12 protein-coding genes are annotated in these 12,720 nt (G+C 66.4%); 2 read left to right on the top strand and 10 right to left on the bottom strand.

Going from position 1 to position 12,720, the window contains the following annotated elements; all coding sequences use genetic code 11:
* Positions 1–128: 128 nt before the first annotated feature.
* Entirely contained in the window at positions 129–956 is an 828-nt protein-coding gene (locus tag CH283_RS05900) for a hypothetical protein (protein ID WP_255183099.1), read from the bottom strand.
* Between the two features lie 719 nt (positions 957–1,675).
* Here CH283_RS05900 and CH283_RS05890 point away from each other — a divergent pair.
* Positions 1,676–1,969 carry a WhiB family transcriptional regulator gene (locus tag CH283_RS05890; protein ID WP_027496361.1) on the top strand — a complete coding sequence of 98 codons (294 nt, stop codon included), beginning with the start codon at positions 1,676–1,678 and terminating at the stop codon, positions 1,967–1,969.
* A 67-nt stretch (positions 1,970–2,036) separates the two neighbouring features.
* On the opposite strand, the gene groL is transcribed toward CH283_RS05890, so the two are convergent.
* Positions 2,037–3,650, bottom strand: coding sequence for a chaperonin GroEL (groL, locus tag CH283_RS05885; RefSeq protein WP_094639155.1), 1,614 nt, complete (start codon positions 3,648–3,650; stop codon positions 2,037–2,039).
* A gap of 98 nt (positions 3,651–3,748) precedes the next feature.
* Positions 3,749–4,048 (bottom strand): co-chaperone GroES, encoded by a 300-nt coding sequence (groES, locus tag CH283_RS05880; RefSeq protein WP_008718149.1) that lies wholly within the window; start codon positions 4,046–4,048, stop codon positions 3,749–3,751.
* Positions 4,049–4,569: 521 nt separating this feature from the next.
* Between groES and CH283_RS05875 the strand changes: the two genes are divergently transcribed.
* Positions 4,570–6,234, top strand: a complete 1,665-nt coding sequence (locus tag CH283_RS05875; protein WP_094639154.1) for an Hsp70 family protein — start codon at positions 4,570–4,572, stop codon at positions 6,232–6,234.
* Here the strand turns inward: CH283_RS05875 and tsaD are convergent.
* From tsaD to CH283_RS05840, 7 genes are all read right to left on the bottom strand, one after another.
* The gene (gene tsaD, locus CH283_RS05870; RefSeq protein ID WP_094639153.1) at positions 6,219–7,256 is read right to left on the bottom strand and encodes a tRNA (adenosine(37)-N6)-threonylcarbamoyltransferase complex transferase subunit TsaD; all 1,038 of its coding nucleotides are present in this window, start codon (positions 7,254–7,256) and stop codon (positions 6,219–6,221) included. The two genes, CH283_RS05875 and tsaD, sit on opposite strands and share 16 nt — an antisense overlap.
* Positions 7,253–7,744: a ribosomal protein S18-alanine N-acetyltransferase gene (gene rimI / locus CH283_RS05865; RefSeq protein WP_094639152.1), complete on the bottom strand. Its 492-nt coding sequence runs from the start codon at positions 7,742–7,744 to the stop codon at positions 7,253–7,255. Before rimI ends, tsaD begins: the two co-directional genes overlap by 4 nt.
* On the bottom strand, positions 7,741–8,412 hold the full coding sequence (gene tsaB / locus CH283_RS05860) for a tRNA (adenosine(37)-N6)-threonylcarbamoyltransferase complex dimerization subunit type 1 TsaB (protein WP_094639151.1): 672 nt from the start codon (positions 8,410–8,412) through the stop codon (positions 7,741–7,743). The genes rimI and tsaB overlap by 4 nt, the downstream gene beginning before the upstream one ends.
* Before the next feature lie 64 nt (positions 8,413–8,476).
* Complete coding sequence (tsaE, locus tag CH283_RS05855; protein ID WP_094639150.1) at positions 8,477–8,980, bottom strand: tRNA (adenosine(37)-N6)-threonylcarbamoyltransferase complex ATPase subunit type 1 TsaE; 504 nt, start codon at positions 8,978–8,980, stop codon at positions 8,477–8,479.
* Positions 8,973–9,992, bottom strand: a complete 1,020-nt coding sequence (locus tag CH283_RS05850; protein ID WP_094639149.1) for an alpha/beta fold hydrolase — start codon at positions 9,990–9,992, stop codon at positions 8,973–8,975. The genes tsaE and CH283_RS05850 overlap by 8 nt, the downstream gene beginning before the upstream one ends.
* A 3-nt stretch (positions 9,993–9,995) precedes the next feature.
* Positions 9,996–11,198 (bottom strand): alanine racemase, encoded by a 1,203-nt coding sequence (gene alr, locus CH283_RS05845; RefSeq protein ID WP_179275569.1) that lies wholly within the window; start codon positions 11,196–11,198, stop codon positions 9,996–9,998.
* Between the two features lie 80 nt (positions 11,199–11,278).
* Entirely contained in the window at positions 11,279–12,712 is a 1,434-nt protein-coding gene (locus CH283_RS05840) for an NAD(P)H-hydrate dehydratase (RefSeq protein WP_094639148.1), read from the bottom strand.
* Positions 12,713–12,720 lie beyond the last annotated feature (8 nt).

The following is a 12,720-nucleotide window of genomic DNA, read 5'->3' as shown; positions in this document are numbered from 1 at the left end:
AATTTCCCCGCGTTACAGGTACGCACCCGCCTGGGAGCGCTTCCACGTGGTGGTGGAACGAGACCAAGGATAGCGACACCACCCGGCCACAACCGAACCGATCGGTCCGCCTTCGACCCAGGTCCTGGTCAACCGACCGTCGAACCACCCAGGCGATCGATGGCGGCGGCCAGGTCGGCGGACGAGGCCATCCCGGCGTCGACCCCGCCTGTTCCTTCGCAGAGCATCGTGGCGGCCCAGCGCAGGGGCAGCAGCCCGGCCATCTCCGCAGCGCAGGCCACCTGAACGGCCGACTCACGAGCACGACCGGTCTCACCGACACAGCTCAGCGCCGCCGCAGCCACCAGGTCGGTCTTGACGATGTGGCGTAACGAATCGGCATCGTTGGCGAGAGCCCGAGCGTTCTCGGCGTGTCGGACCGCCCCTGGGCCGTCGCCGCGCATCATCGCCAGCTCGGCCGCTACCCACGACGCCCGTAGTGCCGGACGCCACGATCCCCGACCGACGTGGCCGTGCCGCTGGCCCGCACTGCGGGCCAGGAGGGTGTCCGCGAGGTGAAACCGTCCGCTTCCCAATGCATCTGCGGCCAGGCCGGTCAGCGCATCGCTACGGGCCTGAACGGAGTCCTCGGATTCCGACGGCCCTACGAGACCGACGAGAATGACAGCCATGCCGTCGAATCGGCGGGCTCGCTCGTGTTCGCCCACCTGACGCAGCCACGACGCTCTGGTCGAGGCGTGCAGCGACCGAAGTTCCGGGCCACGGGGCCGATGCCTCCGAAGCTCGATTTCGGCGGCGCTGTATCGACCCTGGCCCGCCAACGCGACACTGCGAAACCAGCTCTCTCGCGAATCGGTGGCGGCCGGGAGCGGAAATCGGCCGGGGTTGCTGCCGAAGGCAGCGTCGAAGAGTTCGGACTGCGTCGCGGTGAACAGCGAGCTCTGCTCTGATGGCACGGACGCAAGGGTAGGGCCTGAGCCTGCGCCGAACCGCGCCCGAGTCCTACCGATTCGTGGCGACGTTATTACGTGGGGCGAATTCGCTATCGGACCGAAAGGGGCATCGGCGCATCGTTTCCTGTGCGCAGAAAGCAGTTTTCAAGGAATTAACAATGTGAACACGGGCCGATTCGAAGACGAGAATCTGAACGCTGTGTGGCGAATAGGTTAATCGGCACACTCGATCGCTCATTCGGCTCACGACGCACAGCCTGCCGAATCCGCGCCCACTCGAACGTCGCCCCGCGATCCACGCGATCGTCTCGGACACTCCGTGCGGGCTCGGTCGAGGGAACCGACGTCGAGCCCGAGGTGTTGATCCGGACTACGCTCGGCACCACCGACACTGCTGTGATCAGCAGAAATACCGACAACAAGGTTCCGGTCGGATCCAGCTGGAGTCTCGTCGAACCGCCGCGGGACGTCTGCGTCGGAGCGCACCGCATCGGCAGCCGCACAGCCTGTGCACTCTCATCGTCTCGCGTGTCGGCGGATTCTTCAACAGGAAGGACACGCATGCGGGTGAGTCGAAGTAAATATCGCCCGTGTTAATTCTTTGCCCCATAACTATGCATTTGCCCACGACAGAGAACTATTGACTCGATTTCGTCGATCCACATAACGTTGTCGACATTCGGATCACGAATCCGAGAAGCCACACCACCCTAGGAGTTTCCATGCCGCAGCCGAATCACCTCCCTGGGCCGAACGCCGACATTTGGGATTGGCAGATGCACGGCCTGTGCCGTGGCGTCGATTCGTCCATGTTCTTCCACCCGGACGGCGAGCGGGGCCGGGCACGAGCACAGCGCGAGATGCGAGCCAAGGAAATGTGCCGCAGCTGCCCCGTACTCGCTCAATGCCGTACACACGCTCTCAACGTCAGCGAGCCCTACGGGATCTGGGGCGGGATGTCCGAGACCGAGCGGGAACTGCACGCTCGTCACAATCGCCGCCGCATCGCGGTGTAGTCACCCCAACACCGAGAAAGCCCCCCAACCCGTTCGGGTTGGGGGGCTTTCTCGGTGTCACCGAACGTCAGTGAGCGTGTCCGTGCCCGGCAGAAGGCTCGGGGGCCTCTTCCGGCTTCTCCACGATCGCGCTCTCGGTCGTCAGGATCATGCGTGCAACCGACGCGGCATTGACCACAGCGGAGCGCGTCACCTTGACCGGATCGACGACGCCATCGGCCAACAGGTCGCCGTACGTCAGGGTCGCGGCGTTGAATCCGTGTCCCTTCGGCAGTTCTGCCACCTTGCTGACGACGACGGAACCGTCGATGCCCGCGTTGGAGGCGATCCAGAACAGCGGTGCGTTGAGTGCGTTGCGCACCACGGCCACACCGGTGGCTTCGTCGCCGGTCAGGCCGAGGTCGTCGGCCAGAGCCAACGCTGCCTGAGTCAGAGCCGAACCGCCGCCGGGGACGATGCCCTCTTCGACGGCGGCCTTGGCCGCAGCCACAGCGTCGTCGACGCGGAACTTGCGTTCCTTGAGCTCGGTCTCGGTGGCAGCGCCGACCTTGATGACCGCGATGCCGCCCGAGAGCTTCGCCAGACGCTCTTCGAGCTTCTCGCGATCCCACTCGGAGTCGGTGTTCTCGATCTCGCGGCGGAGCTGACCGACGCGCGCGTCGATGTCGTCCTGCGTGCCCGCACCGTCGACGATGGTCGTGTCGTCCTTGGTGACGACGACGCGACGAGCGCGACCGAGCAGCTCGAGTCCGGCTTCCTTCAGGCTCAGACCCACATCGGCGGTGATGACCTGGCCGGCCGTCACGACCGCGAGATCGTCGAGGAACGCCTTGCGACGATCACCGAAGAACGGTGCCTTGACCGCCACGGCCTTGATCGTCTTGCGGATGGAGTTGACGACCAGCGTCGAGAGAACTTCACCTTCGGTGTCCTCGGCGATGATGAGCAACGGCTTGCCACTCTCGGCAACCTTCTCCAGCAGCGGCAGAAAGTCCGGAAGCGAGGTGATCTTCTCGCGGTACAGCAGGACGTACGCGTCTTCGAGAACTGCTTCCTGCGCGTCGACGTCGGTGACGAAGTACGGCGAGAGGTAGCCCTTGTCGAACTGCACGCCTTCGGTGACCGAGAGCTCGGTGAGCAGCGTCGAGGACTCCTCGACGGTGACGACGCCGTCCGCGCCGACGCGGGTGAGCGCCTCGCCGACGAGTTCGCCGATCTCGGGGTCACGCGAGGACACGGTGGCCACTTGAGCGATCGCCTGCTTGCCCTCGACCGGGGTTGCGGCGGCGAGCAGAGCCTCGGCGACCTTGTCGGCCGCCTTGGAGATGCCGGTGCCGAGTGCGATCGGGTTGGCACCTGCGGCGATGTTCTTCAGACCGCCGCGCACGAGCGCCTGCGCGAGGACCGTCGCGGTGGTGGTTCCGTCGCCTGCGACGTCGTTGGTCTTGGTGGCGACGCTCTTGACCAGCTGCGCGCCGAGGTTCTCGAACGGATCTTCCAGGTCGATCTCACGAGCGATCGAGACGCCGTCGTTCGTGACGGTCGGACCGCCGAATGCCTTGGACAGGACGACGTGGCGTCCCCGCGGCCCGAGCGTCACCTTGACGGCGTCGGCCAACTTGTCGACGCCGCGTTCGAGTGCGCGGCGCGCTTCCTCGTTGAATTGGATTTGCTTTGCCATGTTTCGGTGTTACTCCTTCGAGTAAAGAAACTCGATCGAACGCACACCGCCCCGGGACCGACACGAAAATCGGATACCGGGGCGGGATGCGTTGTGGCCTACTTGGCGATGACAGCCAGCACGTCGCGTGCCGACAGAATCAGGTACTCCTCGCCGGCGTACTTGATCTCGGTGCCGCCGTACTTGCTGTAGATGACGGTGTCACCTTCTTTGACGTCGACCGGGATGCGGTTGCCCTTCTCGGTGACACGGCCTTCGCCTACGGCGACGACGGTGCCCTCCTGGGGCTTCTCCTTGGCTGTGTCGGGGATGACCAGACCGGAGGCGGTCGTCGTCTCGGCCTCGTTGGCCTGGACGAGGATCTTGTCCTCGAGCGGCTTGATTTTCACGCTCGCCACGTTGAGCCCTCCAAAGTTATGGGGTACGCGTCCGGGGTCGGATCCCCGGACAGCTGTGTGTAAGTACTTCTCCTGCGGTTCTGACAATCACGGCCTGAACTCGTTCCCGTCGTCGCGGGTGCCGGGACTTCGCTCGGTGCCAACTAGCACTCTATACACGAGAGTGCCAGCACTCAAGGGCTGGGTTCGCCAGGTTCGTGACACGTGGGTCGCGCGCGTGCGCACGCGCCCTCCTGCACCACCGCAAAGATCCGAAAACGGGCGAATCAGGACCCGAAACGCCGAACACCGGAGTCGTTTCCCGCTGTTTTACCGGCGTCCGCGAAGCCATCGAAAGACCAGGTAGGAGGCTATGAACTCTCACCGAAGAACCTACCGAGCGGCATATCGCGCTCGCGATGAGGCACGAAGTAACGTTACGATAACGGAGCTGTCCGAGCGATAACGGTCGACAGCCGTGCCGCGACATGGCACACAGAGCAGTCGATTCCGGACAGGTACACAGGGGCGGGAGGTGCAGCATGCGAGTAGGCGTGGGTATATCCACCGGATCCGAGGTCGTGTGCGCAGCCCTCGTCACCGTCGACACCGACGGTAGTCGCACGGTCGAATACCGCACCGTATCCACCGATCGCCAAGCGAACACCGACATCGGTGATCTGGTCACCTCGGCCATCGAACTCATGGCCTCTCTGATTCCCGGTCACCGGACCCCCGACGCGATCGCCGTCACCTACCGCACCGAGGAGCACGCTGCGGGAATTCGCGCAGCGCTGGCCCACACCACCCGCGATGTTCGACTGGTGCCCGAATCCGCTGCCGCGTCCGCGCATCTGGCGACCACCGGCCTCATCGATCGATACGACACGATCGCGCTGGTCGATCTCGGTGCCTCGGGCATGTCGGTCACCGTCACCGATCGGACCACCGACAAGGTACTGGCGCACGGCCGATCGGACGCCGTCGGCGGCGACGCCATCAACGTGCTCGTCCGGAACCTCGTGCAGGACATGACCCGTGACAACCTTCGGGACGACATCCGCGACGACCGCGGAATCGGGTCCGCGCGGTACCGATCGGTCAAGGAACAGCTGTCCCACTCGGACGAAGTCAGCATCGCGCGTTACAGCGGAATCCCGCTGACGGTCACCCGGGACGCATTCGACACCGCCGCGACCCCGATCTTCGGCACCGCAGCCGAGTTCGTACGAGGAGTGTTCGACGAGAGCACTCACGAACCCGAGGTCATCGTGCTGATCGGTGGAGGGGCGCACATCCCCCTGCTCGCCGCCACGCTCACCGACATGTTCCACGCCCCGGTCGTTCGAATGTCCGAGCCCGACGCGGTTCTTGCCGTCGGCGCTGCCTCCGTTGCCGCATCTGCCGACGGCGGCGGCTACCAACTCGTCTCGGCCACGCGCAACACCGCGACCCGGATGAGTCGATACTCCGGTGCGATCGCGGCCGCCGTCGTCGCAGGTGGTCTCGTTCTCGCCTACGGCGTGCAGACGATGACGCCTGCCGACGATGCCAGCGTCTCTCCGGCCGGAAGTACCGCGCGATCCGCGACCGAATCCAGCGATACCGGTGCGCCGGCCACCGGGGGCTACTCCCCCGACGAGGATCAGACGACAGCAGGACGCACCCCCGGGGATCGATCCGACCCCACGGCGACCTCGGTGGACGCCACCGGGTCGTCGGCGCGGTTCACCACGACCGCTCCGCCGACCAGTACCCCGACACTGCGTCCCGCACCGGACCTCCCGCGGATCGAGTGGCCGATCGACCCCACCACGAACCCGTCGTCCCCCGATGCCACCACCGGGATCCCGATCGAGCCGCCGACCTCGGTCACCACGACTCCGGTTCGACCCTCCGAACCGATCGAGTCCTCGGACCCGAGCGACACGACCGAGATCGTTCCCGGCCCGACGCCCGAGCCCACTACCGAGGTCACACCCGAGTTCACTCCGGTGCCGACCGAGTCGATCACCGTGCCCACCACCGATGTCAGCGGTTCGGAACCCACCCCGGAACTGACGGCACCACCGACGGTATGGTCGCCGCCGGTCGCAGCTCCCGCGGCGTCCGGATCCCCGACCGAGCCACTGTCGGCAGCCGAGCCGTCGGTTCCGCGTTCGTCCGAGACCACAGCCGCAACGCAGGACGCTCAGCCGGGCACCTGACTGGTCGCGACCGAAAGGCCGGGGTCGGTCACAGCGGTCAACGCCGACGGCTCGGCTCCGCCTGCAACGAGGTGGGCACCCAGTGCGGCGATCATCACGCCGTTGTCGGTACACAGTCGCGGCTTCGGAATTCTCAGCGTCAAACCCTGCTCTGTACAGCGACTTTCGATCAGCGAACGAATGCGAGAGTTGGCGGTGGCACCCCCACCCAGCACGATCGTGTCGACATCGACGTCGGTTGCCGCGCGAACGGCCTTCATCGTCAGGACATCGGCGACGGATTCCTGGAAGGACGCCGCGATGTCTGCGACAGGAATCGGATCCCCCGCACGTTGTCTGGCCTCGACGAATCGAGCGACGGCCGTCTTGACCCCGGAGAAGGAGAAGTCGTAACGGGCATCGCGTGGGCCGGTCATGCCTCGGGGAAACGCGATCGCAGCCGGATCGCCCTCGCGCGCAGCATCATCGAGTGCCGGGCCACCCGGGTATCCCAATCCGAGGAGCCGCGCAACCTTGTCGAAGGCCTCCCCCGCTGCGTCGTCGACCGTGGTCCCGAGCTCGGCGATCGGCCGGGACAGATCGTCGACGTGCAGCAGATGAGTGTGACCTCCGGAGACCAACAGCGCCACGCACGACGGCATCGGGCCGTGCTCGAGCGTATCGACCGCGACGTGGCCACCGAGATGGTTGACCGCATAGAAGGGCACGCCCCAGGCCGCGGCGTACGCCTTCGCAGCGGCAACCCCGACCAGCAACGCCCCGGCCAGCCCCGGCCCGATCGTCACCGCGACGGCGTCGGGCCGCTCGATGTCCGCGGCCGCCAGAGCCCGCCGCATGGTCGGCACGATCGCTTCGAGATGTGCGCGCGACGCCACCTCGGGCACCACTCCGCCGTACCGCGCGTGTTCGTCGACGCTGGAGGCGACCTCGTCGGCCATCAGTTCGCACGTCCCCGCTCCGCCCCAGCGGACGATCCCGACTCCTGTTTCGTCGCAGGAACTTTCGATACCCATGACGATCATCGGGCTGATCCTTTCGTGTTCTGGGGCCGACGCATGGTGAAGGCGTCGGCCCCGCTCGGCTGGTAGTACCCGGCCCTGGTGCCCACGATCTGGAACCCTTCGCGTCGGTACAGCTCGATGGCGGGCTCGTTGTCGGTGCGGACCTCGAGAAAGACCGGCCCACCGTGCTCGTCGGCCACGCGCAGCAGTTCGTCGAGCAATCGCCCGCCGATTCCCCTGCGGTGATGCGACGGATCGACTCCGATGGTGTGCACCTCGGACTCACCGACGACGAACGCTCCGCGGCTCGGCTGCCCCAGCAGCGAGATGCCTGCGTAGCCGACGACCTCGTCGTTCTCTCGCGCGGTGACGTAATGATTGTGTGGCGCGGCCAATTCCGCGATGAATGCATCCTCGGCCCACGGGTCGTCACCCGGGAACAGCACGGTCTCGAGATACGCGCACCGAGCAGCATCCGCCGCCGTCATCGACTCGATCGACACGGTCACTTCGGAGCCTTCGCTGCGGCTCGCTCGTCGAGCGTCTTGGCGTCGGGGCGGCGCAGGTACAACGGGACGAGCGGGCCGGGCACGATCCCGCTGCCGATATCGGCGGCGGCCACCGCGACCAGTCCGGCCGGAGACGGTGCCTGCACATCATGAACCGGAAGCTCGAATGCCGCAGCATGCGGTGCCGATCCGGCGACCGCGTCGACTCCCACACGGTCCAGTTCGGCCGGGGCCACGACGTCGGGTCCCGCGACTCGCACTCCCGCTTCGTAACGCGCCCAATAGATTTCGCGTCGACGCGCATCGGTCACCACCAACAGGGACCCGGGTTCGGAGACATCCGAGGCAATGGCGTCGAGACTACAGACGCCGAACACCGGAAGACCGAGTGCGTCACCGAAGGCCGCTGCCGTCGCCATTCCCACCCGTAAGCCGGTGTAGGGCCCTGGACCGACGCCGACGACGACGGCACCGAGATCGGCGGCGGTGATCTGCGCCTCGGACAGGCACTCGAGGATGTTGGGGGTGAGTATTTCTGCATGCGATCGCGCGTCCACCCGAACCCGCGTGGCGAGCGTCGTGGCCACTGCACCGACGGCGGACTCGGTCAGACTCACCACACCTGCGGTGACGGCGGGGGTCGAGGTGTCGACGGCAAGTACAAGCACGATGTTTCAGATTACCCGCACGCTCGCATGCCGACTCACTGCCGTCGTGCACAGCCGGCCGGGCTCAGTGCTGCGGCGTGACCACCGATTCCACGCGGCGTGCCGTCGCGCGTCGAACGTCGGAGTCCGGGTCACGCGTCAGATGAACCGACACATGGCCGTCAGTCAGCTTCTCGACCAATCCCTCACCCCACTCGACCACGACCACGGCGTCCGTGAGGTCGGTATCGAGGTCGAGGGCATCGAGTTCGTCGAGCGCCGACTGCCCCGTCATCCCCAGCCGATACGCATCGACGTGGACGAGCGCAACCGGCGGCAGACCGTGGGGCCGCGACCCGGCCCGGTGCTCACGGGCGATCACGAACGTCGGCGAGGTGACGCGGCCCTGCACACCGAGTCCGGCCGCAATCCCCTTCGTCATGGCTGTCTTTCCGGCCCCGAGCGGGCCGTCGAGAATCACCAGATCGCCGGCGACCAGAACGTCCGCAAGCCGTGCGCCGAACTCGGCAGTGTCTGCGGCAGTGGCCAATTCGACATCCACCGGCAAGATCAGCGGCTCGTCAGACAACGCCCCACCGCCGCTTCTTGCCCGCGGCCTCCGTTGCCCGTGCCACGAGGCGCGCGATCGCACCGTTGACCTGTTCCGGAAATTCGAGTTGAACCAGGTGCCCGCCCTGGCGCACACGCACCATCTCCGAACGCGGCAGGGCCTGAGCCAGAGCCTCCGAGCTCGCGAACGGAATGATCCAATCCTCGTCGCCACACACGACCGATACCGGAATGTTCTCGAATTCCAGCAAGGCCTCGGACTCGTCGTGCAACTCGAGCGTCTCGAGGAAATTGACGATCGTGACGACGGACGTGTCGTCGATCATCGACTGGGAGAATGCCACCAGTCGTGGGGACACCCTGGTGCCGTAAGACGCCGCGCGCAGTACCGGTGAGATGAGTGCGCGCACAGCTCCGCGACCGAACTGCACGAAGCCGGGCGACGTCCGCACCGCGAGCCGGAACGCGTCGACGGCCGGATTCTGCAGACTTCGGCCCACCCCGGATTGCGCGAGACCGGCAGCTGTCGTCGAGATCAGGACTGCGCCGATGACACGCTGACGCAGCACGTCCGATCGTTGCCGCGCCATCGACAGGATCGACATTCCGCCCATCGAGTGCCCCACCAGAACGATGCGGCCCTTGGGTACCACCGAGCGAATCACCGCATCGAGATCGAGGCCGAGTTGACCGATGGTGCAACTCTCCGGGCTCGGTACTCCCGACCGCCCGTGACCGCGCTGGTCGTAGAAGACCATGCGGACCGTCGAACCCCATTGCTGTTCGAGTGCACGTCGTTGGAAATGCCACGACGACGTGCGAAGGCAGTAACCGTGTACGAATATCACGGTCAGTTCGGCATCCGAGGGACCGACTTCGCGAACCGCGAGCGGCACGCCGTCGTCCGCGGTGACGATACTGCCTCGGTCGGCATCCATCAGGTCGAGATTCTCGGTGGCCAGCGGATCCTTGTTGGACCGGAACGCCGTCTCGCGCACCACAATTGCAATACTCTGCAGCAATCCGAGCATGATCTATTTCGTCGCCTCCCCTGAGTGCGCGGCGACGAACCGTCGTCGAACACGTCCACGAATGCCGGTGACGACCTCGTAGCTGATTGTGTCGAGCGCATCCGCCCAATCCTGAGCGTGCGCTTCTCCCCTGTCCCCTGGCCCGAACAGTAGCGCCTCGTCGCCGACCGCGACACCCGAGCCGCCGCCACCGAGGTCGACGACGAATTGATCCATGCACACGCGCCCCACCGAGGGATAGCGGCGACCTCCGATGGTCACACCGAACCGCCCACTGAGGCGGCGAACGACACCGTCGGCGTAACCGAGAGCGACGAGTGCGACCACGGTGTCTGCGGGAGCGGTCCAGGTGTAGCCGTAGGACACCGATTCACCTTCGCTCACCTTCTTGATGTTCGCCACCTGCGCCGAGAGCGTCAGGACCGGGCGTAGCCCGTATGTCCCCAGCTCGGGTACCGGCGACAAGCCGTACAGAGCAATACCCGGGCGGACCATGTCGAAACCGAGATCGGGTCTGGTCAAGGTGGCAGCCGAGTTGGACAGATGCACGACGGCGGGAGGTGTTCCGCGGCGGGTAGCGCGCCGCACGGCGTCTCGAAGCCGCTCCGCCTGGGCATCGTTGGCCGGATGACCCGGCTCGTCGGCGCATGCAAGATGCGAGAACATTCCGGTCAACCGAACAGTGCCTTCCGCGACGGCAACCGCCGTCGTGTCGAGGACGTCGTCGAGATCTGCTTCCGCGACCCCGTTGCGGTTGAGCCCGGTGTCGATCTTGAGCGTGAGATCAGCGGTTCGGCCGACTCGGCGCGCGGCGTCGACCACGGCATCGAGCTGGGCGGCCGTGGACACTGCGATCCCCACCTGCCCGGCGATTGCCGCAGCGAAGTCCGAATCCGTTCGATGCAACCACGCCAGCACCGGGACCGTGATTCCCGCTGCCCGGAGTTCGAGGGCCTCGCCGATGGTGGTGACGCCGAGCTCCTGCGCCCCCGCTGCCACTGCGGCGCGTGCGACTTCGACGGCACCGTGGTTGTATCCGTCGGCCTTGACGACCGCCATCACTGCGGCGTCCCCGGCGAACTGCTGCAACATGTGGACGTTGTGAGCCACTGCGTCGAGGTCGACGGACGCCACAGCGCCCGAACCCGTCCGAGGATCGGTCCTCTCGTCGTCGCAGCCGATACTCACAACATTCGATAGTGCCATCCGGGCCGCCGATACGACGGATCAGGGTGCCACAAGTCGTGACACACCTGGTGTCGGACGTGGGCCACGCACGACCACGGTCACGTTGGGAGTGAGCGCACGGTTCGGATCGCGTCGGGAACGGCCTCACACAGTGGGCTCGCAGAAATGGGTGCCGCGAACTCTCCACCGGACCCGTGAGCCGCACGGGCGGCGGCCAGGGCGTGGACCTTCGCTCCGCAGGCAGCCGCCGTGGACGGTGCCATTCCCGACGCGAGCAGGGCCCCGAGAATGCCCGACAGTACGTCGCCCGAGCCGGCGGTCGACGCGGCCGATCCTCCGGCATCGCTGACGAACGTGGTGCCGTCCGCATCGGCCACGATCGTCGCCCGTCCCTTGAGCAGAACGGTGACGCCCCAACGCGCGGCGAGATCTCGAACCGATCCCACTCGGTCGGGTGCGGGGTCGGATCCGGTCAGGCGGGCGAATTCTCCGGCATGCGGGGTCAGCAAAGTCGGTGCGGCGCGTCCGGCAACCCAGCGTTCGTTCTGTGCGAGGACAGTGAGCGCATCCGCATCGACGACCACCGGCAGGTCCGTGTCCAGAACTCGACGCACGATCTCCGCCGAATCCTCGTCGGTGCCGAAACCGGGACCGACCACCCACGCCTGCACCCTCCCGGCCGTGTCGAGATCCGGGGCGGCAACGACCTCCGGACAGTGAGACACGACCTCTGTGCCTGCACTTCCCACGTAGCGGACCATCCCGGAGGTGGCCGCAACAGCCGCGCCTACACAGAGCAGTGCGGCACCGGGGAACGTGGCGCTGCCTGCCAAAACACCCACCACGCCCTGCGAGTACTTGTCGTCCGCGGCCGTGGGAATCGGCCACACCCGTCCTACGTCGGCCGGCTCGAGCGACGCCATCGCCGGCGCGGGCAGCTCGAGGCCGATGTCCACGAGTTCGATTCGGCCACAACGAGGTACGGCCAGTACATGCACGGGCTTGCGCGCTCCGAACGTCACCGTCACGTCGGCGGTCACGGCCGGCCCCGGTGCGGCACCGGTCTCCGCGTCGACTCCGCTGGGAATGTCCACGGCCACGATCGGTGCGGTGATCTGCTCGACCACCGCAGCCGCATCGGGCCGCAACGGACCCTTGCCGGAAATTCCCACGATGGCGTCGACCACGATGTCGGTAGGTCCGCACCGAGTCACCACTCGTCCGCCCGACGCTCGCAGGGCTGCAAGACCTTCCGCGTGCGCCCGCGTCGGGTCGAGCAGAAGTGCCGACACCGAGACACCGCGGCGACGCAGATATGTCCCCGCCCACAGACCGTCTCCGCCGTTGTCGCCCGTGCCCACCAGAATCGTCACACGCCGTCCGGCGACGCCGCCCGTGCGCGCAGCCAGTTCGCCGGCCACGACGGTCGCCAAGCCGTACGCGGCGCGCCGCATGAGAACACCGTTGGGCAACGAGTTCAGCAGCGGCGCTTCCGCATTCCGAATCTGCTCGGGTGTGTAGTAACCACGCATGCCGAGCG

Source organism: Rhodococcus sp. 05-2254-2, assembly GCF_002259095.1.
Taxonomy (GTDB): domain Bacteria; phylum Actinomycetota; class Actinomycetes; order Mycobacteriales; family Mycobacteriaceae; genus Rhodococcoides.
Note: the sequence above shows the minus strand (reverse complement) of the source record. Positions and strands in the feature narration are given on the sequence as shown.